Source organism: Catenuloplanes japonicus (genome assembly GCF_000717135.1).
In the GTDB taxonomy this organism is placed as follows: Bacteria; Actinomycetota; Actinomycetes; order Mycobacteriales; family Micromonosporaceae; genus Catenuloplanes; species Catenuloplanes japonicus.
Genome location: NZ_JNXY01000004.1, coordinates 1 through 22379, shown reverse-complemented (window position 1 = coordinate 22379; position 22379 = coordinate 1). Strand labels below are relative to the sequence as shown.

General features: G+C 72.8%; 20 protein-coding genes and 1 pseudogene. 13 read left to right on the top strand and 8 right to left on the bottom strand.

Annotated features, from left to right (window positions below):
* The first annotated feature begins 36 nt into the window (after positions 1–36).
* The 5 genes from OP04_RS06745 (at position 37) to OP04_RS06725 (ending at position 5623) form a co-directional block, all read left to right on the top strand.
* Positions 37–1197: a sensor histidine kinase gene (locus OP04_RS06745; protein WP_063746570.1), complete on the top strand. Its 1161-nt coding sequence runs from the start codon at positions 37–39 to the stop codon at positions 1195–1197.
* Positions 1155–1853 carry a response regulator gene (locus OP04_RS06740; protein WP_408606707.1) on the top strand — a complete coding sequence of 233 codons (699 nt, stop codon included), beginning with the start codon at positions 1155–1157 and terminating at the stop codon, positions 1851–1853. Before OP04_RS06745 ends, OP04_RS06740 begins: the two co-directional genes overlap by 43 nt.
* Positions 1854–1977: 124 nt before the next feature.
* Complete coding sequence (locus OP04_RS06735) at positions 1978–2403, top strand: hypothetical protein (protein ID WP_157239390.1); 426 nt, start codon at positions 1978–1980, stop codon at positions 2401–2403.
* On the top strand, positions 2400–3137 hold the full coding sequence (locus OP04_RS06730) for an ABC transporter ATP-binding protein (protein WP_033338679.1): 738 nt from the start codon (positions 2400–2402) through the stop codon (positions 3135–3137). Before OP04_RS06735 ends, OP04_RS06730 begins: the two co-directional genes overlap by 4 nt.
* Positions 3134–5623, top strand: coding sequence for an FtsX-like permease family protein (locus tag OP04_RS06725; protein ID WP_033338678.1), 2490 nt, complete (start codon positions 3134–3136; stop codon positions 5621–5623). Before OP04_RS06730 ends, OP04_RS06725 begins: the two co-directional genes overlap by 4 nt.
* 29 nt (positions 5624–5652) lie before the next feature.
* On the opposite strand, the pseudogene OP04_RS51445 reads toward OP04_RS06725, so the two are convergent.
* A pseudogene (locus tag OP04_RS51445) lies at positions 5653–6060 on the bottom strand (SigE family RNA polymerase sigma factor); the annotation flags it as partial.
* Between the two features lie 178 nt (positions 6061–6238).
* Here OP04_RS51445 and OP04_RS06720 point away from each other — a divergent pair.
* Together OP04_RS06720 and OP04_RS06715 are read left to right on the top strand one after the other, a co-directional pair.
* Entirely contained in the window at positions 6239–7741 is a 1503-nt protein-coding gene (locus OP04_RS06720; RefSeq protein ID WP_051797209.1) for a tannase/feruloyl esterase family alpha/beta hydrolase, read from the top strand.
* A gap of 67 nt (positions 7742–7808) precedes the next feature.
* Complete coding sequence (locus OP04_RS06715; RefSeq protein WP_063746563.1) at positions 7809–8279, top strand: NUDIX domain-containing protein; 471 nt, start codon at positions 7809–7811, stop codon at positions 8277–8279.
* A gap of 109 nt (positions 8280–8388) precedes the next feature.
* Here the strand turns inward: OP04_RS06715 and OP04_RS06710 are convergent, their stop codons facing one another.
* The 3 genes from OP04_RS06710 to OP04_RS06700 all read right to left on the bottom strand — a co-directional run bounded on the left by OP04_RS06710 (position 8389) and on the right by OP04_RS06700 (position 11472).
* Entirely contained in the window at positions 8389–8964 is a 576-nt protein-coding gene (locus OP04_RS06710; RefSeq protein ID WP_051797208.1) for a hypothetical protein, read from the bottom strand.
* A gap of 24 nt (positions 8965–8988) precedes the next feature.
* Positions 8989–10380, bottom strand: a complete 1392-nt coding sequence (locus OP04_RS06705; protein WP_051797207.1) for an alpha/beta hydrolase — start codon at positions 10378–10380, stop codon at positions 8989–8991.
* 96 nt (positions 10381–10476) lie between these two features.
* On the bottom strand, positions 10477–11472 hold the full coding sequence (locus tag OP04_RS06700; RefSeq protein ID WP_033338676.1) for an aldo/keto reductase: 996 nt from the start codon (positions 11470–11472) through the stop codon (positions 10477–10479).
* A gap of 79 nt (positions 11473–11551) precedes the next feature.
* On the opposite strand from OP04_RS06700, the gene OP04_RS06695 reads away from it, so the two are divergent.
* The 3 genes from OP04_RS06695 (at position 11552) to OP04_RS06685 (ending at position 15143) form a co-directional block, all read left to right on the top strand.
* Positions 11552–12109, top strand: a complete 558-nt coding sequence (locus OP04_RS06695) for a TetR/AcrR family transcriptional regulator (RefSeq protein WP_051797206.1) — start codon at positions 11552–11554, stop codon at positions 12107–12109.
* A gap of 288 nt (positions 12110–12397) precedes the next feature.
* Positions 12398–12922 (top strand): copper resistance CopC family protein, encoded by a 525-nt coding sequence (locus OP04_RS06690; RefSeq protein WP_033338674.1) that lies wholly within the window; start codon positions 12398–12400, stop codon positions 12920–12922.
* Between the two features lie 121 nt (positions 12923–13043).
* Positions 13044–15143 (top strand): PKD domain-containing protein, encoded by a 2100-nt coding sequence (locus OP04_RS06685; RefSeq protein WP_157239388.1) that lies wholly within the window; start codon positions 13044–13046, stop codon positions 15141–15143.
* Here the strand turns inward: OP04_RS06685 and OP04_RS53030 are convergent.
* Positions 15133–16806, bottom strand: a complete 1674-nt coding sequence (locus tag OP04_RS53030) for a BTAD domain-containing putative transcriptional regulator (RefSeq protein WP_198153751.1) — start codon at positions 16804–16806, stop codon at positions 15133–15135. The two genes, OP04_RS06685 and OP04_RS53030, sit on opposite strands and share 11 nt — an antisense overlap.
* A 113-nt stretch (positions 16807–16919) precedes the next feature.
* On the opposite strand from OP04_RS53030, the gene OP04_RS06675 reads away from it, so the two are divergent.
* A complete protein-coding gene (locus OP04_RS06675; RefSeq protein ID WP_033338671.1) occupies positions 16920–18533 on the top strand; it encodes a multicopper oxidase family protein in 1614 nt (537 codons plus the stop codon).
* A gap of 29 nt (positions 18534–18562) precedes the next feature.
* Entirely contained in the window at positions 18563–19030 is a 468-nt protein-coding gene (gene lepB, locus OP04_RS06670; RefSeq protein ID WP_033339027.1) for a signal peptidase I, read from the top strand.
* Here lepB and OP04_RS06665 read toward each other — a convergent pair.
* Together OP04_RS06665 and OP04_RS06660 are read right to left on the bottom strand one after the other, a co-directional pair.
* Positions 19024–19395 (bottom strand): hypothetical protein, encoded by a 372-nt coding sequence (locus OP04_RS06665; protein ID WP_033338670.1) that lies wholly within the window; start codon positions 19393–19395, stop codon positions 19024–19026. The two genes, lepB and OP04_RS06665, sit on opposite strands and share 7 nt — an antisense overlap.
* A 563-nt stretch (positions 19396–19958) precedes the next feature.
* Positions 19959–20498: a CGNR zinc finger domain-containing protein gene (locus OP04_RS06660; protein ID WP_033338669.1), complete on the bottom strand. Its 540-nt coding sequence runs from the start codon at positions 20496–20498 to the stop codon at positions 19959–19961.
* Between the two features lie 85 nt (positions 20499–20583).
* On the opposite strand from OP04_RS06660, the gene OP04_RS06655 reads away from it, so the two are divergent.
* Positions 20584–21468 (top strand): alpha/beta fold hydrolase, encoded by an 885-nt coding sequence (locus OP04_RS06655; RefSeq protein WP_033338668.1) that lies wholly within the window; start codon positions 20584–20586, stop codon positions 21466–21468.
* A gap of 48 nt (positions 21469–21516) precedes the next feature.
* Here OP04_RS06655 and OP04_RS06650 read toward each other — a convergent pair whose 3' ends face one another.
* Positions 21517–21984, bottom strand: coding sequence for an RICIN domain-containing protein (locus OP04_RS06650; RefSeq protein WP_051797205.1), 468 nt, complete (start codon positions 21982–21984; stop codon positions 21517–21519).
* Positions 21985–22379 lie beyond the last annotated feature (395 nt).

Here is a 22379-nt window from a genome sequence, read left to right as displayed (position 1 = left end):
ATCACCGGGCTGGGGGTCTGGCACGATGATGGCCTCATGTCTGTGCTGAACCGGTGGGTGCCGGTGTCGTGGCTGCTGGTCCTGTGGGACCTGGTGATCGCTACCGCGGTCGCCACGATCGCGACGATGTATCTGACCGAGTCGGTGTGGAACCCGCTGATCGGCTTCGGCATGGCGGTGACGCTGATCGCCCGCAGGCACGCGCCGTTCCCGGTCTTCGTCGTGGTGACCCTGCTGGCCGTCGCGCAGCTGTTCGTGGGCGCGGACGTCCCGGCCATCTACGACGTGGCCGTGCTGATCGCGATGGTGTCGGTGGTGACGCACACGCGGTCGTTCTGGCAGGCCTACGCCGCGGCCGGGGTGGTCTCGGCCGGGCTGGTGACAGTGACCGTGGACGACATCGGCTCCTACGCCGACGGGAACGCGTTCAGCTACCCCTACATCGGCGAGCTGCTGGCGATCTGGGCCGCGTGCGCGTCGCTGTGGCTGGGCGCCTACGTGATGCGGTTCAACCGGGAGCGCGCGGTCACGGCCGAGCGGGAGCGTGATCATCTGGCGCTGCTGGCCGCGGCGGACGAGCGCGCGTTCATCGCCCGCGAGCTGCACGACGTGGTGGCGCACAGCCTGGCCGTGATGATCGCGCAGGCGGACGGCGCCAGCTATGTGGTGACGAAGGACCCGGACGGCGCGCGCGAGGCGATGCGGACCGTGGCCGGGACCGGGCGGGACGCGCTGGAGGACATGCACCGGATCGTGGCGGTGCTGCGCGGCAGCGCGTCGGCCTCGGAGCCGGACCGGCGCCGGCGTGGTCTGGAGGAGCTGGAGACGCTGGTCGCGCGGGCGCGTACCGCCGGCGTCGGTGTTGATCTTCGGGTTGACGGCGAGACGGGCGCGCTGTCCGCGGCGGACGAGCTGACCGTCTACCGCATCGTGCAGGAGAGCCTGACGAACGTGTTGCGGCACGCGGGTCAGGGCGCCAAGGCCGAGGTGTCGCTGCGGGTCGGTGGCGGGCAAGCGGTGCTGGAGATCGGTGACGACGGCGCCGGACGGCCGGCCACCGGCGTGCGGACCGGCGGGAACGGGCTGGTCGGCATGCGCGAGCGGATCGCGGTGCACGGCGGCGAGCTCAGCGCGGGCCCGCAGGCCGGGTCCGGATGGCGGATCCACGCGGTGATTCCGATGAAGGAGGCCGGGTGAGCATCCGGGTGCTGCTCGTCGACGATCAGGCGCTGGTCCGGGCCGGGTTCGCGATGGTGCTGTCCGCACAGGACGACATGGAGGTGGTCGGCGAGGCCGGCACCGGCGCGGAGGCGCTGGCCGCGCTCGCCACGACCGCGGCGGACGTGGTGGTGATGGACATCCGGATGCCGGTGATGGACGGCATCGAGGCGACCCGGCGCATCTGCGCGGCCGGCGGGGGACCGCGCGTGCTGGCGCTGACCACGTTCGACACGGACGAGGACGCGTTCGCCGCGCTGCAGGCCGGCGCCAGCGGGTTCCTGCTGAAGAACGCGCCGCCGGAGGATCTGCTGGCCGCGATCCGCGTGGTCGCGGGCGGTGACTCGGTGGTGGCGCCGCGGGTGACCCGGGCGCTGCTGGACCGCTTCGCCGGGCAGCTGACCCTGCCGGGGCGTGCGGACGACCGGCTGGCCGCGCTGACCGAGCGGGAGCGTGAGGTGCTGGAGCTGGTCGCGGGCGGGCTGTCGAACACGGAGATCGCGGCGCGGCTGCACGTGGCCGAGGGCACGGTGAAGGTGCATTTCGGGCGGATCCTGGCCAAGCTGGAGTTGCGGGACCGGGTGCAGGCCGTGGTGTTCGCCTACGAGATAGGGCTGGTCAGGCCCGCTTCCTGACGACGCGGGTACGACCCTGGTCGTACACGCGAGGCGCAGAGATCTGCTCTGGCGCAGATGTGCGGGAACCGGTCCGCACCGTTGAATTGTCGATGTTCCCAACCCACGGATATCGGCGGTAGACATGATTCAGGACGACAAAAGGCAGAACTGGGGAAAAATCGCGGCATTTGCCGTGGTCGCGGTGCTGGTGCTGGTTGGGGTCGCCTACGGGGTGACCTACATCTGGGACAAGCGCTTCGGGCCCAGCGACGCCTCGGCCGCGGACTGCCGCCTCGCCCAGCAGCTCTTCGACCGCGCCCAGACGCCGCCCAAGGATGATGCCGCGGCCGAGACCTGGGAGCAGGAGATCCGCCAGGTCCGGTACACGCAGCTCGTCGATCAGGGCATCAGCACCGAGATCGGCCACTACGTCCGCTGGCAGCGCGCCAAGGCCACCGGCCAGGGCCACCTGCCCACGGCCGAAGAGTTCGACGACATGCTGGACCTGGCGATCGGCGGCTGCGAGAACAGCGGCGTCGACCTGAACATCCCGGCGCTGCCCCGATGAGCCCGGACGGGTTCGCCGTCACCGCGACCGACCTGGTCAAGGTCTACGGCACCGGAGACTCCGCGGTCCGCGCGCTGGACGGCGTCACGGTCGGCTTCCGGCGCGGCCGGTTCACCGCCATCATGGGCCCGTCCGGGTCCGGCAAGTCCACGCTCATGCACTGCCTCGCCGGACTGGACGCGGTCACCTCCGGGCGGATCACGATCGGCGGCACCGACCTGACCCGGCTGCGCGACCGGCAGCTGACCGCGCTGCGCCGCGACCGCGTCGGATTCGTCTTCCAGGCGTTCAACCTGCTCCCGCAGCTGACCGCGCGGCAGAACATCACGCTGCCGTCCGAGATGGCCGGCCGCCGCGTCGATGCGGACCACCTGGCCCACATCGTCGACGTGCTCGGCATCGGCGACCGGCTCGGGCACCGCCCGGCCGAGCTGTCCGGCGGGCAGCAGCAGCGGGTCGCGCTGGCCCGTGCACTGGCCACCCGTCCCGAGGTGATCTTCGCGGACGAGCCGACCGGCAACCTGGACTCCCGCTCCGGCGCGGAGGTGCTCGGGCTGCTGCGCGACTGCGTGCGCGGGCTCGGCCAGACCGTCGTCATGGTCACCCACGACCCGTCCGCGGCGGCGTACGCGGACCGCGCGCTGGTCCTCGCCGACGGCCGGATCGTGCACGACCTCGACGGCCCGACCCGGGCCACGGTCACCGAGGCGCTGGGCCTGGCGGGCGTGCGATGAACGTCAGCGTGCTGCGCACCCAGCTCAGCGGCGTGCTGCGCCGGCCGGGCCGGATCCTGATGACCGGCCTGTCCGTGCTCGTCGCGGCGCTGGTCGTCTTCGGCACCGTGCTGGCGCACCAGATCGTCACCCGGACCATGCTCGACACGTTCAGCAACACGCCGGAGGCGGTCAGCCTGGTCGTGGCCTCGCAGGGCGGCACCCCGATCACACCGGAGCAGCTCACCCAGATCCGGGACACGCCCGGCGTCACCACGCTGGCGGGCCGCACGTCGGTCTACGTCACGGCCGCCGGGATCGACCTGGACGTGCACGCGGACCCCGGGACCGGGCCGATGTCACGCGTCACGCTGGTCGCCGGCACCTACCCGGACGGCGAGCGGGAGATCGCGCTGGACCGGCGCGCGGCCGAGCGGATCGGCCTCCGGCCCGGCGGCACGCTGCGGCTGGACGGCTGGCAGGAGGGGGCGGAACCGGTCAGCGTGACCGTGACCGGCGTCGTCGACGGCCCGCAGGACGCCGCCGAGCGCGGCTGGGCGCCCGACACCGTGCTCGACGCGCTCGCCGGCCGGCCCGGCTACCCGCGCGTCGACCTGATCACCGCGCCCGGCACCGACCTGGACGCCACCATGACCCGGCTCGGCGAGCAGCTGCTGCGCGACCCGAGCGTGTACCTGAGCATCACCACCGGCGAGACCACCCGGGTCCGTGAGGCCACGGACGAGGTCCGGCAGCTCGACCAGGTGTTCGCGCTGATCGGCATGTTCGTCGGCGTCGCGGTCGTCGCGGCCGCGCTGGTCGCCACGTCCACGTTCCGGATCGTGTTCGCCCAGCGGATGCGGCAGCTCGCCCTGCTGCGCACCATCGGCGCCCAGCGCGGCCAGCTCGTCGGCGCGCTGCTGGCCGAGGGCGCGGTCGTCGGCCTGGTCACCGGCGCGACCGGCGTGCTGATCGCGCTGGCCGGCGGCCTGGCCGCCCCCGTGGTCGCGGGCTGGTCCGGGCGGACGATCACCGGGCCCGGCGTCCCGGTCGGCCCCGCGATCGCGGTCGTGATCGGCGCGGTGCTGATCACGGTCGGCGCGGTGCTCGCCCCCGCGTTCGCCGCGGCCGGGGTCGCGCCGCTGCAGGCGCTGCGCAGCTCCAGCGTGGCCGGGTCCGAGCGCGGCGTCTCCGCCGTGCGCCTGGTGCTCGGCGTGCTGCTCACGGCCTGCGCGGGCGGGCTGATCCGGCTGACGCTCGACTCGATGGACTCCCAGGGGGACGGCAACCGGGAACTGCTCTACCTGCTGGGCGTGGGCACCTGCGCCTACGGCGCGCTCATCGCGCTCGGCCCGCTGCTGATCCGCCCGGTGCTGGCCGCGGTCGGCGCGCCGCTGCGGCTGCTCGGCCCGGCCGGACGCCTCGCGGTCAGCGGCATCGGCGGCACCCCGCGCCGGGCCGCGGCCGTGTCCGTGGTCGTTGCGCTCGGCGTCACCATGCTGGCCGGCACCATCGTCGGCATCTCCGGCATGCAGACCTACACGGACCGGCAGATGGCGGTGCGTACCCCCGCGGATCTGGGCATGTTCGCCGAGGACGGGCCGCTCGGCGCGGACGTGGTCACCGGGCTGCGCGCGGACGGCCGCTTCACGGACGTCACGCCGTTCCGGACCGCGGACTTCAGCGGCGGGCAGATCAGCCACGTCGCCATCGACCTCGACCCGGCCGGGCTGCCCGCGCTGGACGTGCTCGAGGCGGAGGACGGGTCGCTGGCCGCGTTCGGGCCCGGCAGGGCGATCCTCGCCGACGTGGTCGCGGCCGACCTCGGCGCACGGGCCGGTGACACGGTGACGCTGACCTCACCGGCAGGCGGCACGGTACGCCTCGAGGTCGCCGCGATCCTCACCGGCGAGGCCCCGCTGCGGCTCGGCGCGGTGCTCACCCCGGCGGACCTGACCACGCTCGGCGGCGCCGGGCCGGAGCCGACCGGCGTGCTCGCCAACATCGCGTCCGGCACCCGCAACGACGCGCTGGCCGCGTTCCGGGCCATCGGCGCGGGCGCGGAGATCGCGGTGCTCGCGGACGAGCGGGACAAGGCCGGCGCGGAGATCGAGTCGCTGCTGTTCGCCGCGCTCGGGCTGCTCGGGCTGACCGTGCTGATCGCGGTCGTCGGCGTCGGCACCACCACCGGGCTGTCGGTCATGGAACGCACGCGCGAGTCCGGGCTGCTGCGCGCGCTCGGGATGAGCCGGGGGAAGGTCCGGCTCATGATCGGCGCGGAGGCGGGGCTCTACGGTCTCATCGGCGCGGTGCTGGGCACGGCGCTCGGCGTACCGCTGGCGTGGTTTGCCCTGGACGCGCTGCGCCTGGACATTCCGTGGACGTTCCCGGCCGGTCGCCTGCTGCTGATCATCGTGGCGCTGGCCGCGATCACGGTGCTGGCCGGCATCGTCCCGGCCCGGCGCGCGGCCCGCGTCAGTCCCGTGGCGGCGCTGTCCGTGGACTGAACGCCGTCCTCCAGGATCAGGCGCATCCGGGCCAGCGCGCGCAACGTCTGGGACTTGATCGTGCCCTCGGAACAGCCCAGGTAGCGGGCCGTGTCCGCGACGCTCTGGTCACAGAGGAATCGCAGCACCAGCACGGCCCGCTGCGCCGGGGTGAGACGGCGCAGCGCGGCCCGCAGCAGCTCCCGCTCCTCGAAACCCGTGCTGGGCAACGGATCGTCCGGGGCGACGTCGCCGGGCAGGCGGACCTTCCACCAGCCCCGGCGGCGTTCGTCCAGGAAGATCCGGATCAGCATGCGGTGGACGTACCCGTTGATGTTCTCGGCCTGTGAGACCCGCGGCCACTTCGCGTAGACGCTGGTCAGCGTCTCCTGCACCAGATCGTCGGCCTGGTGCGGATCGCCGCAGAGCGCGTAGGCCCACCGCCGCAGCACGGTCATCCGCGTGCCGGCGTAACCGACGAAGTCGAGCGTCTCCATGCGGCAGACCGTATGGAGACGCCCATAAGAGCCGGATAAGGAAAACCGTCAGGGGTGAGCCGGGACTGGCCGAACGGTCATTGCCGCCGCTTCCGGCCGGCCGCACAGTGATGCCGGGACACGGATGGAGAGGAATCGGATGGGTTTGCGGCGGTACTCGTACGTCGGGTTGCCCGTCCTGGCCGTGGTGCTCCTGCTGCTCGCGCAGGCCGGCACCGCCGCGGCCGTCCGCGACCGGCAGACCCGCGCCTGCGCGCAGCTCGCGGCGCTGCCGATGGAGAACACCACGATCACCGCGGTCACCCGGACCGCGCCGGCGCACTGCGCGGTGCGGATGGTCATCGGCACGATCACGGTCGCGGTGTGGCTGCCCTCGGCGTGGAACGGCCGGTTCCTCGGCCTCGGCGGCAGCGGCTTCCACGGCGGCCTGCGCGACAGCGTGCCGAGCGCGGAGCTGCGCGACGGATTCGCGGTCGCCACCACCGACACCGGCCACACCGGCAGCAGCCCCGCGTTCGGCCTCGGAGACCGGGTCGCCGACTTCGGCCACCTCGGCGTGCACCGGATGACCGTCGCCGCCAAGGCCGTGGTGAGCGCCTACTACGGCGACTCCGACTTCCGCAGCTACTTCAACGGCTGCTCCACCGGCGGGCGCCAGGGGCTGATGGAGGCGCAGCGCTACCCGGACGACTACGACGGCATCGCGGCCGCGTCGCCCGCGATCAACTGGACCAAGCTGCACCCCGCGCAGCTGTGGGGCCAGCTGCAGATGCTGACCGGCGGCCACCGCGTCGCGCCGTGCAAGCTCAGCGCCGCCACCGCGGCCGCGATCACCGCCTGCGACCCGGCCGACGGGCTCACCGACGGCGTGATCGGCGACTGGGAGGGGTGCACGTTCGACGCGCGCACGCTGGTCGGCACGGCCACCGCCTGCGGCCCGTTCACGGCCGCGGACGCCACGGTGATCAACAAGATCTGGGACGGTCCTCGGGATCTCGACGGCACCCGCCTCTGGTACGGCCTGGAGCGCGACGCCTCGCTCGAACCGCTGCACGGCGCCGAACCGTTCTTCATCACGGTCGAGTGGCTGCGATACTTCGTCGTGCAGAACCCCGGCTGGGACTGGCGCACCATCACCTACGACCGCTACCTGCAGCTGTTCCGGCAGTCCGTGCAGCGCTACCGGGACGTGCTGGCCACGGACGACCCCGACCTGTCCGCCTTCCGCGCGTCCGACGGCAAGATCCTCATCTGGCACGGCACCGCGGACCCGGTCGTCATGTTCCGCGGCAGCGTCGACTACTTCCGCCGCCTGACGACCGCGATGGGCGGCACCGACCGTACCGCCGCCTTCGCCCGTTTCTTCGTGGCCCCCGGCGTCGCCCACTGCGGCGGCGGCCGTGGCGCCGCCCCCACCGCGCTCCTCGACGCGGTGATCCGCTGGGTCGAGAAGGACAAAGCCCCGGCAACCCTCACCGGGGTACGCACCGACAGCACCGGCCACACCCTGCTCACCCGCCCGGTCTGCCCGTACCCGCGCGTCGCCACCTACACCGGCCGCGGCCCCTCCACCACCGCCCGCAACTTCACCTGCACCGCCACCGCCCCCGGCACCCCCGCCCAGCGCACCCGGAACGGCTGACCCAGCCGTCGACGCCGTCCGGCTGGACCGTGGTCCGCCTCGCCCAACTGATCTCCGGAGGCAATCGTTGACTGATGACACGGCCGGACTGCCCGCGAAGCGGATGGCGGCGGGGGTGCTGTTCGTCGACGACGCGGACCGGGTGCTGCTGGTCGAGCCGACCTACAAGGATGTCTGGGAACTGCCCGGCGGGAGCGTGGAGGCGAACGAGTCGCCCCGGGCCGCAGCCGTGCGGGAGATCGAGGAGGAGCTGGGGCTGGTCGTGGAGCCGGGCCGTCTGCTGGCGGTGGACTGGCTGCCGCCGCGCGACGGGCGCACCGAAGGCCTCATGATCGTGTTCGACGGCGGGGTACTGACGGCGGAACAGATCGCGGCGATCCGGCTGCCGGCCGACGAACTGCGCAGCTGGGCGTGGTCGACCCGGGAGGAGCAGGAACGGTTGCTTCCACCGGTCCTCGCGCGACGGGCGGCCGCGGCCCTCACGGCGCGAGGCGGGGCCGTCACTGCGTACCTCGAGAACGGCTATCCGACGTCCTGAAGCGCGGTCGCGGCCGGCGGCATCGTGCTCCGGTCGTCCGCCACCGGCCGATCCAGGGCGGCGTGCCCGACTTCGCGCGCCGGCGTTCACCGGGAGGGCGGCTACGCCATTACGCCATGTAGCGGAAGACGTGGCCGCCGTGGCGGGGGATCTCTGCGGGCGGGGCGGGAGGGCCCGGACGGGGTGCGGAGTGGCCGGGGTCGGCGAGGCGGGTGCGGAGGCGGGTGATCGTGGTCAGGACGGTGCCGCGGTTGGCGGCGGACTTCATCCAACCGGGCAGTGTCTGGATCAGGGACATGTCGCAGCCCCCGCTGGAGCCGCGCTCGCGCAGCTCGGCGCCGACGAACTGGGCCAGCAGGTCCAGGTGCTCGCGGTTGTAGGCCCAGAAGCGGTGGCCGCGCACGGCATCGACGAGCCAGAGCGGCCGACGGAAGAAGGGGTCGACGGTGGTGGCCCACAGGGAGGGCCCGGTGGCGGTCGTCCAGTCGGCGGTGTAGCCGCAGGCGGGGCAGATCAGTCGTCGTGACCGGCTGGTCGAGTGCCGGGTGTCGGCCGGGTCGGCGAGGATGCGGGCGTGGGCGTGGGCTGCGCATCGCGGGCAGACGACGTCGATCGGGTGCGCGGCCAGGGCGTACAGCGAGTGGGAGTGGGTCGGGTCCCGGAACCGGTTCGCCTGCGTGTGCACGCCCTGGACGGTACCGCCCGGTCCTCAATCCCGGCACACCGTATTTCCGGGCGGCAGGAGGCCGTCCACGAGGTAGGTGTCGACGGCCTCCGTGACGCACGGGTTGCGGGTGTAGGCGACGTGGCCGGTGGCGTCGCGGGTCAGCAGGCGGCCGTTCGCCAGACGGCGGGCGGTCGAGACGGACCACTCGTACGGTGTGGCGGTGTCGTGGGTGGTGCCGACGACCAGGACGGGAGCGGCGCCGGGGGCGGTGACGGGGTGCGGGCGGCCGGTCGCTCTCGCCGGCCACTGGGGGCAGAGCGTGCTGGCCATCATCATGTGGCCGAAGACCGGGCGGTCGGCGGCGGCTCGGGCGTCGTCCGCCATGACCTGGGCGGCGGTGCGGTGGTCGGGCAGGTCGAGGCAGTTGATCGCGTGGTGTGCCACGTCCGCGGGGAGATCGACCGGCATGATGTCGCCGTGCAGCGCCTCGGTCAGGAAGCCGTCGAGGTCGGGCCAGGAACCGGGTGACTTCACCAGCGACGATACGACGGTGGCCAGGTAGTCCTGGGCGGGGCCGGGTGTGCTGAGCAGCCGGCCCACGGTGGTGCGCGCCTCGGCCGGTGGCAGGCCGGTCAGTGGGCAGGCGGGGCGGGCGGCGCAGCCGGCCAGGTAGTCGTCGAAGCCGCGCTGGGCGGCCAGTGACGCGCCGCGCCAGAAGTCGGCGTTGTCGCTCGCGGGGTCCGTGGCGGCGTCCAGGACCATCCGGCCGACGCGCGTGGGGAACAGGTCGGCGTAGAAGATGCCGATCCGGGTGCCGTAGGACATGCCGGTGTACGACAGCGTCGTCTCGCCGAGCACGGCGCGCAGCACGTCGAGGTCGCGGACGGTGCTGATCGTGTCGACATGGTCGAACAGCGGCCCGGACGCGGCCCGGCAGGCGCGCGCCCACGCCGCCGTCACCCGCTCGAAGGTGAGGCGTTCGCGTACCGTGGCCGGCAGCCTCGCCTCGCGGTAGGCGGCGTCGGCGCTCTCCGGGCAGGTCAGCGGCGACGATTCCCCGACGCCGCGAGGATCCCAGCCCACGAGGTCGTACGCGTCGCGTGTGCGCTGCCCGAACCGGCTCGCCGCCGTGGCCGTGAACGCGGCCCCGGACGCGCCCGGCCCGCCCGGGTTCAGGAACAGCGTGCCGAGGCGGTTGCCGGTCGCGCGGTGCCGGGTCACCTTCAGCGTCAGCGTGGCGCCGCCCGGCGCGGCCCAGTCGACCGGCACGGTGACCCGGGCGCACTCCAGCGGCACGTCACCGGCGGGGCAGGCCTGCCAGGTCACGCGCTGCCGGTGGAAACGGTCCGGTCCGGGGGCCGCGTACGCGGTGCCGGCCGTGGTCGCCAGGGCCGCGGTCAGCGCGACGACCGCCAGGTGTCGTATCGGGATCATGATGCTCCTGTCGGTGGGGAACTGTCCTCACCAGACTCGCGGAGTATCGCGGCCGGCAGAATCCGGGCAGCGGGCCGTGCCGGGGTAGGGCCTGCCCTACCGGCGGCGCAGCGCGGCGTCCAGCAGCGCCGGCGGCTGGTACGCCTGGTCGAGCGTGCCGACGTCGGTGCCGGGCGGGACGATCTCGTCGAGGCGGTCGAGCAGCTCACCGGGGAGCGTGACGTCGAGGCCGGTGAGCAGCGCGTCCAGGTGCTCCTCGGTGCGGACGCCGATCAGCGCGCTGGTGACGCCGGGGTGCGCGACGGTGAACGCCATCGCCAGGTGCGTCATCGGCAGGCCGGCCTCCTCTGCGAGCGGGATCAGCTGCTCCACCACGTCGAGGCGGCGGGCGTCGTTGAGGTGGCGGAAGACGGCGGCGCGGCGCAGGCCGTTGTCGCCGTCGCGGCGGACGCGGCCGGTGAGTAGTCCCTGGCCGAGCGGGCCCCAGACGAGCGCGCCCATCCCGTACCGCTGGATGGCCGGAAGGATCTCTCGCTCGATGCCCCGGTTGAGGATGGAGTAGGCGGGCTGCTCCGTGTGGAAGCGCGCGAGGCCGCGCCGCTCGGCGACCCATTGCGCCTCCACGATCTCCGACGCGGGGGTGTGGGACGCGCCGATCGCGCGCACCTTGCCGCTGTGCAGCAGGTCGGTCAGCGCGGAGAGCGTCTCCTCGATGTCCGTGCTCGGGTCCGGCAGGTGCAGCTGGTAGAGGTCGATGTGGTCGGTGCGCAGGCGGCGCAGCGAGTTCTCCACCGCGGTGACGATCCAGCGGCGGGAGGCGCCGCGCTGGTTCGGGTCCGTGCCGATCGGGCGGCTGAACTTGGTGGCGAGCACGACCGTGTCCCGCCGGCCCTCCAGGGCCTTGCCGACAACCTCTTCGGAGTCACCGTACGCATCGGAGGTGTCGACGAGGTTGATCCCGGCGTCCAGCGCCCGGTGGATGATGCGCGCGGACTCGTCGGCGGTGTTGCCCATCGCGCCGGCGAGCATGAGCGTGCCCAGCGCGTACGGGCTGACCTGGATCCCGGTGCGGCCGAGCGTGCGGTACTGCATGACGTCTCCTGTACGCTAAGCGGAAAGCTCTTCCGGAACTATACGGAAAGCCTTTCCGCTTAAGCAAGGGGAGGTCTCCATGACCGCGCCACGACGGCGTGCCGACGCGCGCCGCAACGTCGACGCGCTGCTGGAGGCCGCCCGCACGGTCTTCGACACCTCCGGCGTGGACGCGCCGGCCAAGGAGATCACCGACCTGGCCGGCGTCGGTGTCGGCACGCTCTACCGGCACTTCCCGCAGCGCGCGGACCTGGTCACGGCCGTGGTCGAGACCGGCATCGACGCGGTCGCGGACGCGGGGCCGCCGCTGCTGGCCGCGCACCCGCCGGTCGAGGCGCTCACGGAGTGGATCCACCGGTTCGCGGCGCTGCTGGCCACCAAGCGCGGGCTCGCGTCCGCGCTGCACTCGGGCGATCCCGCGTTCGCGGGGCTGCCGGGGTACTTCCTGCAGCGGCTGGGGCCGGCGCTGGCCTCGTTGCTGGACGCGGCGGTGGCGGACGGGAGCGCGCGCGACGACATCGGCGCGGAGGACGTACTGCATGCGATCACGCAGCTGTGCCAGCCGGTGCCGGGCCGCTCGGCGGAGCAGACCCGCCGCGTCGTGATGGTCTTCATCGACGGGCTGCGGCGGGTCTGACCCCGCCGGAGGCCGGGTCACCCGCTGCCGCCCGCCGCCTGCCGCCACCTGCTGCCCGCTGTCGCCTGTCGCCGCCTGCTGCTCGGTTGCTGCCCGCCGCCCAGCTCGCCCGCCGGTGATCGAGGCGTGCCCCTGTCGTCCTGGCGACAGGCGCACGCCTCGATCGTGCAGGCGCGGCACGTGACCGGCGCCGGGGGCCGGCGCGCCTCAGCGGAGCTTCAGCCGCGGGACAGGTGGACCACGTGACGGTCCGACATCGTTGCCGACCACGTCTGTGGGAGGTACGAGATGGTGCAGGTGGCCGCGGCTGTGCTGGCCCTGCTGTATGCGACGGCGCCCCCGCCGGCCGTGACGCTGCTGGAGTCGTCGCCCGCCGACGGGACGACCGTGGCCGCGCCGCCGCCGGTGGTGACGCTGCGGCTGGACACGCCGCGTACGGACGTGGCCGCGATCGTGCTGGACGGCTGCGGGCGCGTGGTGCCGGGCACGGTCGTGGTGCTGGACCGGAAGGTCAGCATCCGGCTGGCGGCCACGCACCGCGCGGAGACGCACACGACCTCGCACGCGGCCGCGGGCGGGATCTGGCAGGTGGCCTGGCGCTCCGGTGACGACGCGGGCCGGCTGTCGTTCCGGCTGGCCGGCGAATCGGTCTGCGGGCAGGTCGTCGCCGCGCCGGAGGAGGGAGACATAGCGGTGGGGAACGGCCAGGGCCCGGCCATGCACCGCGTCCTCTACGTGCTGGCCGCCGCCGGCCTGCTGATGACCGCGGCCCGCCTGCTCACCCGGGCTCGGCGCACGCCTCGGCCCGCCTGACACCGGCCCCTCCGACGGGAACCGCCTGACGCCGGGCTCTCCGGCAAGGCCCCGGGGTCACCGCACGCCCGGTCGCCACGCACCCGATACACCCGAAATATCCCGACATATGAGGAGCCTGATGAGAAGAACAGTCGTCGCCGCCGCGACGGTGCTGGCCGTGAGCGTGGCCTCGCCCGCGTTCGCCGTGGTCAAGACGCCGCCGGTGCCGCGGGCGGGAGCGCTGACCCAGGTCGGCCCGCTCGCCGAGCACGGCTTCCCCAGCTGGTACCGCGACAGCAACGGGCTGCGCCTCGAGCCGTGCATCACGCTCGACGACCCGCTCTGCGCCGCCCTCGCGGACGAGATCCCGGACCCGGACGCACCAATCTCGTACCCGGACAATTTTCCGGGCGAGATGTTCTACCAGCTGGCCGGCGCGGACCTGACGCTCGCCACCGGCGCGCGGGCCACGATCGGCCTGGACCTGGAGGGCGCCTGGGCGCGCGACGAGGTGATCGAGGGCGACCAGATGGTGTTCGGCCGGGTCCGGATCCGGTTCGACGCGCCGGCCGGGCAGCGGTTCCTGATCACGCACCCGTACGGCATCGACGACCTGACCGCGACGGACCGCGGCGTCAACATGACCGAGGACATCGGCACGGTCCCGGGCGCGTTCGGCGGCGCGCTGCAGAGCCGGATCGGCCCGTTCCTGACCTGGGACCCCGCGGTCGCGCCCGCGGCCCCGGCCGGCTACGTCGGTGACCCCGGCGTGGACCACCGGATCGTGGGCAGCCCGTACGGCACGAACTTCGTCCGGATCGAGCGGCTCGACCCGGCGACCGGCGCGGTGCTGAACCAGGTGGGCTTCACGGACCTGTTCAGCGTCCAGGGCCGGCACGCGACGAACGCGGGCGTGGACGTGCAGCGCGCCGCCTACACGGTCGGCGCGGACGGCACCGGCTTCGTCGACGTCTACGCGACCAGCGAGTCCGGCCAGGCGATCCAGGTGGCCGGCAGCGACCGGCTCGGCTTCCGCGGCACCCGGCTGCGCGGCCAGGACGGACGCTACTTCGGCCGGTTCCCGATCACCGGCGGCGTGCCGGCCGGGACCACGATCGAGGTGCTCAACGCGTCCGACCGCCCGGTGGCCCGCAAGACCATCGCGCTGACCGACGTGGTGCGGGTGAGCGGCGTCGCCTACGACCCGGTCGCGGCCACGCTGACCGTCACCGCGCACTCGTCCGACCCGCACGCGGTGCTCGCGGTGGACGGGTTCGGGCCGCTGACCGGGCAGCCGTTCACGCACGTGTCCGCGCCGCCGTCCGCGGTGACCGTGACCTCGTCCGGTGGCGGCTCCGCGACCGGTGCGCTCGGCGTGTCCGGCCCGGCGTTCCTGCCCGACCCGCCGGTGGCGGCCGCGACCGTGGCCGGGACCGCGATCACCGGCCAGCGCGTGCAGCTGGACAGCACCGGCTCGACCGGCGAGATCGACGTGCGGGCCTGGACGCAGACCGGCGGCCCGGCCGTGACGCTGAGTGGTGCCGGTGACCCGGTCGCCGCGTTCACGCCGTCCGTGCCCGGCGCCTACACGTTCCGGCTGGACGTCCGCGGGCCCGGTGGCCAGGCGATTCCGGCCACGGTGACGGTGACGGTGATCGCGCCGCAGCCGCCGTCCGCGGACGCGGGCCCGGACCAGACCGTGGTGCGGGGCCGGACCGTCACGCTGGACGGCTCCGGGTCCGCCACGGCCGAGAGCGTGCAGTGGCGTCAGGTGTCCGGACCGGCCGTCACGCTCAACGGCGCGGCGACCCGGAAGCCGACGTTCACCTACCCGCTGCTGGCCCAACCGGCCGCGCCGGGCCCGAATCCGGCGTACGCGTACACCAACGAGCCCTTGATCTTCGAACTGACCGTGACGAATCCGGCCGGCCGGACCACCGACCAGGTGATCATCCGCCCGCAGGCGGAGACGATCGCGGGCGTGACAGCCCGTTACCGGACCGGCAAGGGCGAGTGGCGCATCGACGGCACGACCAACCTGGTCGCGGGGCAGCGCGTGACCGTGGTCCTGGGCAGCACGCTCAACGGCCAGGTGCTGGGCACCGCGACCGTGGACGCGGCCGGCGCGTTCGACCTGCGCACCACGACCGCGGTCGCGCCGGGCACGGTCCGCACGATCAGCCTGGTCAGCACGACCGGCGGACGGCAGCTGGCGGTGACGCTGACCGTCACGAACTAGCCCGCATGTGGGCGGCGGACGCCTGAGACACCTGGGCCGCGACCGCGTCGCGAATCAGCCCCGCACGGTGCCTCAGCCGTCCGCCGTCCTCGGTCAGCAGATGTGCGTGCACCAGCGCGTCCACGCACCCGAGCACGTCCGGTACCGGCATCCCGGTCAGCGTGGCCAGCGCCGGCACCGCGACCGGCCCGAGCACCGCCGCGATCCTCAAGATCTCCCAAGCCGAGGGCGACATCCAGCGGGTACGCATCCGCGCGGTCTCCATCGCGGCCGACATCGCCACCGCGGGCGCCTGGTGCGCCACCGACACCAGCGCCGGGATCCCGCCGGTGCGTTCCAGCAGGTCAGGCGGCAGATCCGGCGCGTCCAGCGGCTCCAGGCGCAGCACCACCGGCGTGTGCAGCGACGCGGCCGGCTGCCCGGCCAGCTCCGACGGGTAGCGGTAGGCCAGCACCACCCGCAGCGCCGGGCAGCGTGCCACCAGCCAGGACAGCTCCGCCACGCTCTGCGCGTCCAGCGCGCTCGCGTCGTCCACGGCCAGCACGACCGGCGCGCCCCGGTCCAGCGACCCGGCGATCGCCTCCAGCTCGTCGCCGCCGAGCGGCCGTTCCGCGCGCATCGCGTCGTCGACCAGACTGCGTACCGGCTCCGGCACGTGCAGGCCGGCCAGCGCGCGCCGCAGCCAGGCCAGCCGCAGCACGCCCAGCGACGACGGCGCGTCACCCACGCCGGCCCGGCCCGGCACCCTGCGGCACAGCTCCTCCAGCAGCGCGGTCTTGCCGGCGCCGCCGGGCCCGGTCACGTGGGTCACCGGCACCCGCTCCGCGCCCAGGATCAGGTCCAGCTCGGCGCGCCGGCCCAGGAACGGGCGGGCCGAGGCCGCGGGCTCCACCGGCGTGATCCGCGGCGTGGCGCCCTCGTGCCGGCTGCGCAGGATCGCCCGGTAGAGGTCCGTCGTGGCCGGGGACGGTGCCACGCCCAGGTCCGTGTCGAGCACCTGCTGGCAGCGCTCGTAGACGCGCAGCGCGTCGTCCGGCCGGCCGAGCGCGACGGCGGCGGACATCAGCGACCGGTAGGCCTGCTCCACGTACGGGTCGAGCGTGAGCGCCTCCTGGGCCAGCCGCATCGCCCGCGCCGGATCGGTCGCGTGCGCCGCGTCCGCGAGGTGCAGCAGCGCGGTCATCTTCGCGGCCCGGACCTCGTCGCGGGCGTCGATCGCCCAGGTCGCGTACGGGTCCTCCGGGAACGGCAGGTCGTCGGCCAGGTCCAGGATCTCCTGGTGCAGCGTGAGCCGCCGCGGGTTGTCCGTGACGTCCAGCTCGCGCAGCCGCGACCGCAGCCGGGCCAGGTCCAGCTCCGCCCGCGCGCTGTCGAACAGGTAGCCGCCACCCTGCGTGACGATGAAACGGTCGTCCACGGCCGCGTCCGGCTGGAGACGGCGGCGCAGCATCGACACGTAGTGCTCGACCGCGGCCGCGTGGTTGCCCGGCGGCGCGTCGCCCCAGATCAGATCCACCAGCGCGTCCTTGCTCTGGATCCGGTCGTGGCGCGCCGCGAGCACGCACAGCACCTGACGGGCACGACGGGGCAGCGACTCCGCCGGAAGCCGCACGCCCTCGTGGCCGGTCACCTCGAGCCGCCCCAGCACCCGTACCCGCGTCACGCTCCTATCTTGTCCTGTAACACCCGGCCTCAGCGGCACTTCAGCGCGAGCCCGGCAGGGCGTCAGCCGCGCCGCCCACCATGGGCCTCCCGAACTCAGCCGGAGGACCACACATGACCGCACGCAGCGTCTCCCGCCGCAGTCTCTTCGCGCTCGGCGGCGCGGCCGCGATCGTCACGGCCGGCGTCGGCCTGCCGTGGGGCGAGGACGCGCAGACCAAGTCGGCCAGCAAGCTCGCGGACAAGCGGATGCCGAGGCCGTACGCCCAGGCGTTCCGCCGCCCGCCCGTGCTCGCGCCGCGCACGGTGACGACCGGCGCGGACGGCGCGCCGCTGCGGACCTACTCGCTGACCGAGCGGGCCGGCACGGCGGAGATCGCGCCCGGCATCAGCACGCCGGTCTACGGCTACAACGGCTCGCTGCCCGGCCCGACCGTCTCGCTCGACGCCGGTACCCGGTCCATGCTGCGCGTGCGCAACCAGCTGCCGGCCGTGCACCCGTCGCTCGGCCACGACTTCCACACGTCGACGCACCTGCACGGGTCCGCGTCGAAGCCGCAGTACGACGGGTACGCCAGCGACATCACGCCGCCCGGCTACTACAAGGACTACTACTACCCGAACTTCCAGGCCGCGCGCACGCTCTGGTACCACGACCACGGGGTGCACTACACGGCGCAGAACGCGTACTCCGGGCTGGCCGCGCAGTACCACCTGCACGACGAGGCGGAGCGCGCGCTGCTGCCGCAGGACGAGTACGACGTACCGCTGACGCTCTCGGACGTGATGTTCGCGGCCGACGGCGCGCTGGCCTACGACGACAACTCGCACTCCGGGCTCTGGGGCGACGTGATCCTGGTCAACGGCGTGCCGTGGCCGGTGATGAAGGTCAAGCGACGCGTCTACCGGTTCCGCGTGCTGAACGCGTCGATCTCCCGCTCCTACCGCCCGCAGCTGTCCACCGGCGATCCGCTCACGGTGGTGGCCACGGACGGCGGGCTGATCCCGGTCGCGCAGCAGGTGCTGAACTACCGGCACGGCAACGCGGAACGGTACGAGATCCTGATCGACTTCCGCCGCTACAAGCCCGGCCAGCGTGTCGAGCTGCGGAACCTGAGCAACGACAACAACCGCGACTACGACCACACCGGCAAGATCATGGCGTTCGACGTGACGGACGAGCCGATTCTGGACACGTCGCGCAACACCATCCCCACGCTGCTGGTCAGCAGCCCGGTCATGGCGCTGACCGCGGCGCAGGCGAAACGCACACGCAAGCTGCGGGTCGAGCGCGGCAACGGCGAGTGGCAGATCAACGGCAAGACCTGGCGGGACGTGGTCGACAGCGGCTACCAGATGGTGCTGGCGAACCCGGACTACAACGACGTCGAGATCTGGGAGATCGAGAACAAGTCCGGCGGCTGGTTCCACCCGGTCCACATCCACCTGGTCGACTTCCAGATCCTCAGCCGCAACGGCAAGGCACCGTTCGCCTGGGAGAAGGGCCCGAAGGACGTGGTCTACGTCGGCGAGAACGAGGCGGTCCGGCTGATCATGCGGTTCGAGCACCAGCGCGGCAAGTACATGATCCACTGCCACAACCTGCCGCACGAGGACCACGACATGATGCAGCAGTTCAGCGTGGGTCTCGCGGCCGGCGCCCCCGACCCGGACGACCCGATCAACGCGGACCCGTGCAGGCCGGACGCGCTCGGCCCGGACGCGTGATCCTTGCCCGGCGTGCTGCCGTGCCGCGGGTGATCTCGCGTGTCGTCGCTACCGCGGTCCTGCTGGTAGCGGCGGTCGTGGCGGTCGTGCTGATCCGCACGTTCGTGGCCTGGACGGTGACGGTCGGCTCCACCAGCATGGAGCCGACCCTGCACCGCGGCGATGTGGTGTTGATCCACTACGGCCGGCCGGGCCGCGGCGACCTGGTCGCGTTCACCAGCCCCGAGGACGGCGCGCTCACCATCAAGCGGGTGGTGGCGGTGCCCGGTGACACCCTGGAGATCCGCGACGCCGTCCTCTTCGTCAACGACGCCGCCGCCGACCCGCCGTTCATCGACCACGCGAGCTTCGACGGCACCTGGTTCGGCCCGGTCGCCGTGCCCGCCGGCATGCTCTTCGTCCTCGGCGACAACCGGGCCGGCTCCATCGACTCCCGCACCTACGGCCCGATCCCGGAGACCGCCGTCCGAGGCCGGGTCACGCCGCTCTTTCAGTAAGCGGCCAGACCGGTCCGGCCGGAGCTGGTGAACTGCAGGTAGAACGTGGTGTTGTCGCGCACGTTCGTGGCCGCGAGGCTCCACGCGCCGGCCTGGACCGGGCGGTACGCGTTGCAGCTGAACTCGCCGGTGGACTTCAGGAAGCAGGTGCGCACGGACGTGCTCTGGTTCATCTTGACGTTGATGTCGGCGCAGTGCGCCGTGGTCTTCGCCCAGTGCCCGTTGAGCGGCCAGGTCGGGTCGGTGCCGGTGATCGCCTTCGCGCTGCCGTAACAGGACGGTGCCGCGGAGGCGGGGGTCACGGGCGCGATGACCGCAAGCCCGGCCACGGCCGCCGCGATCGTGACGAAACGACGAATCATCATCTGCGCTCCCCGTATCGGGCGCGATCCCTACGCGCCGTCCGGGAATCAGACTTGCAGCCCGAAACACCACATAACAACCCCCGTCCCTCGGAAGAAATGCGTCTATATCGACTTCTGGGAGCTTTCGGCGTCGAGGTCCGGACCTGCCTCGGTGGTCTGATCGTGAGCCGCGCCCACCCAGGTGAGCAACGGCGGGAATCGCGGCCTCGGGCCGACCCGCGCGAACCGGCTCCGACGGGGCGGGCAAAGCGGAGCGCCGGCGAAGTCTTTGCCCGTCCCGAGGTTTGCCCGCGGGAGCATGCGGGCCGGACCACGCCGGAAGCGGGAAAATGATCTTCTGGTTTTTGGATCGTGACGTTCGCGCCTGCCTCGGGCAGCCGGACACTATGCGCCCGAAATATCACGATAAGGCGGTTGGCGGTGTGTGCGGCACGCCTGCCGGCCGCGGGTGCCGCACGGTCGGTGCGATGTCCCGCACCGCGACCGTGTGCCCGGCGAGGGCCGGCAGCGCAGGCGGGCGCGCGTCCGGCGGGAGGCCGGAGGCGGTGAACCCGCGCCGCGGCTCATGGCTGGGCGTGGCGGGCGCGCATCGCCTCCTTCTTGGCGCGGTTGCCGCAGGTGGACATGGAGCACCAGCGGCGGGAGCGGCCGCGGCTGGAGTCGAGGAAGACGGCGTTGCAGTGGTCGCCGGCGCAGACCTTGATCGTGCCGTCGTGGGTGCCGCCCAGGGTGTCCACGGCGTCGGCGGCGATCACGGCCAGTGCGGAGCGGGCCGCGGGTGGCGACGCCAGGCGCCACACCGCGTCGCCGGTGCCGGTGAGTGTGCGGGCCGCGTCGTTGCGTGACGCCCAGGTGTTGATGTGGTCGCGGTCCGCGGTGGGCGGTGCCGTGCCGGCGGCGACGGCGCGGGCGGCCCGGTAGATCGACTCCCGCAGGTCGCGCGCGTCCTGCAGGGATGCCGGGTCGGCCGGGGCGGGAAGGCCGGCCGCGGCCAGCCAGTCGGTCAGATCGGCCGGGCTGCGCAGATGCTCCTGCGGGACCGGCTCCAGGCGGTGACGCAGCGTCTTCGTGAGCAGGAGGCAGAGCGGCTGGGACTCGGTCACCGAACCACCCTAGCCGGTTCACCGCGCGGTCCGCTATGGTGAACCGCCTTAGGTGGTTCAGTGCGACAAACCAGGAGGAAGAACCATGGGCCTCGACGTGCGGGCGGTGCCGCAACTGCCGGACGGATTCGGTGAACGGTTCCGCAGCGGCCGCTACGACCTGGGCGACGTCACGCTGCACGCGGTGACCGGCGGTGACGGGCCGCCGCTGCTGCTGGTCGGTGGGTGGCCGCAGTTCTGGTGGCAGTGGCGCAAGATCATGCCGAGGCTGGCGGAGGACTACACCGTTATCGCGGTCGACCCGCGCGGGTTCGGCGACTCGGACAAGCCGGAGACCGGCTACGACAGCGTCACCGCGGCCGGCGACCTGGCCCGGCTGATGACCGTGCTCGGGCACGAGCGGTTCCGCGTCGTCGGCCATGACGTCGGCATGATCATTTCCTACGCGCTCGCGGCCGACCACCGTGACCGCGTCACCGGTCTCGTGCTGGCCGAGGCCGCGCTGCCCGGCATCTCGGACGTGCCCAGCATCATCCCGGCCGCGAACCGTCCGGTGGAAGCGTTGTGGCACTTCATGTTCAACCGCCTCGACTCCCTCAACGAGCGGCTGGTCGAGGGGCGCGAGGATCTCTACTTCGGCGAGCAGTTCCGGACGAAGGGCACGATGCCCGAGGACGTCATAGCCGTCTACGTCGACGCGCTGCGGCGGCCCGGCGCGCTGCACGCGAGCTTCCAGTACTACCGCGCGCTCGACCGGACGATCCCGCAGAACGTGGAGCGGGCACGGACACCGCTGGCGATCCCGGTCCTGGCCGTGGGCGGCGCCGGATCGCGCGGCGCGAGCGTGGCGGCCGACGTGCGCAAGGTCGCCGGCCAGGTCACCGAGCTGGTGATCGACGACTGCGGGCACTACGTCGCGGAGGAGGCGCCGGAGAACTTCACGGCCGCGATCCTCGACTTCCTCGCGTGAACGGACGGGACGGCCGGGCAGCACGCCCGGCCGTTCCCCGTGACTACCTCAGTACCAGCGCTGATTCGCGTTGCCGTGGCAGGTCCACGTGATCAGGCGCGCGCCCCGGTTGTAGTCCCCGCCCTCGATGTCGAGGCACAGGTTGTTGAGCGTGCTGCGGATCTCCTGACCGTTCCAGTACCAGCTCTGGTTCGCGTTGCCGTGGCACGGCCAGGTGATGATCCCGGCGCCGCGCTCGTAGTTACCGCCCGCGATGTCCAGGCACAGGTGGTTCAGATCGCTGCGGATCTGATCACCGTCCCAGTACCACTGCTGGTTGGCGTTGCCGTGACAGGTCCAGGTGATCACGCGGGCGCCGGGCGCGTAACTGCCGCCCTCGATGTCCACGCAGAGGTTGTTGAGCCTGCTCCGGATGTCCCCTGACGGATCCGCGCTCGCGGCGGCCGGGGCGGTGAGCACCGCGGCGGCGACGGCTACGACGAACAGAAGCAGACGAGCCTTTCGAGAGCCATTCATGACCAATCCTTGTGCGATCGTGTGCGTGAAATCGGCATGCCAGGCCCGGCAGGACTCACCCTAGGCCGCCGTCACGCCCACCGCCGATGATCGGTGAAAGGCCTGGTAGAGAGCGGTTTGCGCGCTGCTGCGGGATTCCGGCCGATCGCACGCCACCCAGGAGCCGAAAGCACGATCACAAGCAGAAGATCCAGATGTACCCGCTTGGTCACACATCACCTTCCGCCTGCTCGCGCGGCCTCATGTCCGTGGGTGGTCACGAATCCCGCGTGCGGCCGCGGCCACCGGTCGTCGCCGGCGCTCCTCCCTGCCAGTTTGTGGGCTTTTCCGAGCGCCGCGTGTGCGGGAAAATTGCGGGTGTGGCCGTTCGTTGACGTCGCCGGAACATTGGTCTT

Coding starts and splice junctions, on each gene's coding strand:
- OP04_RS06720 (WP_051797209.1), top strand. CDS start 6,239: ATGGGTTTGCGGCGGTACTCGTACGTCGGGTTGCCCGTCCTGGCCGTG.
- OP04_RS06695 (WP_051797206.1), top strand. CDS start 11,552: ATGACCGCGCCACGACGGCGTGCCGACGCGCGCCGCAACGTCGACGCG.
- OP04_RS06650 (WP_051797205.1), bottom strand. CDS start 21,984: ATGAATGGCTCTCGAAAGGCTCGTCTGCTTCTGTTCGTCGTAGCCGTC.
- OP04_RS06685 (WP_157239388.1), top strand. CDS start 13,044: ATGAGAAGAACAGTCGTCGCCGCCGCGACGGTGCTGGCCGTGAGCGTG.
- OP04_RS06730 (WP_033338679.1), top strand. CDS start 2,400: ATGAGCCCGGACGGGTTCGCCGTCACCGCGACCGACCTGGTCAAGGTC.
- OP04_RS06735 (WP_157239390.1), top strand. CDS start 1,978: ATGATTCAGGACGACAAAAGGCAGAACTGGGGAAAAATCGCGGCATTT.
- OP04_RS06665 (WP_033338670.1), bottom strand. CDS start 19,395: ATGATGATTCGTCGTTTCGTCACGATCGCGGCGGCCGTGGCCGGGCTT.
- OP04_RS06745 (WP_063746570.1), top strand. CDS start 37: ATGTCTGTGCTGAACCGGTGGGTGCCGGTGTCGTGGCTGCTGGTCCTG.
- OP04_RS06725 (WP_033338678.1), top strand. CDS start 3,134: ATGAACGTCAGCGTGCTGCGCACCCAGCTCAGCGGCGTGCTGCGCCGG.
- OP04_RS06700 (WP_033338676.1), bottom strand. CDS start 11,472: ATGCAGTACCGCACGCTCGGCCGCACCGGGATCCAGGTCAGCCCGTAC.
- OP04_RS06740 (WP_408606707.1), top strand. CDS start 1,155: ATGGCGGATCCACGCGGTGATTCCGATGAAGGAGGCCGGGTGAGCATC.
- OP04_RS06690 (WP_033338674.1), top strand. CDS start 12,398: ATGGTGCAGGTGGCCGCGGCTGTGCTGGCCCTGCTGTATGCGACGGCG.
- OP04_RS06705 (WP_051797207.1), bottom strand. CDS start 10,380: ATGATCCCGATACGACACCTGGCGGTCGTCGCGCTGACCGCGGCCCTG.
- OP04_RS06655 (WP_033338668.1), top strand. CDS start 20,584: ATGGGCCTCGACGTGCGGGCGGTGCCGCAACTGCCGGACGGATTCGGT.
- OP04_RS06675 (WP_033338671.1), top strand. CDS start 16,920: ATGACCGCACGCAGCGTCTCCCGCCGCAGTCTCTTCGCGCTCGGCGGC.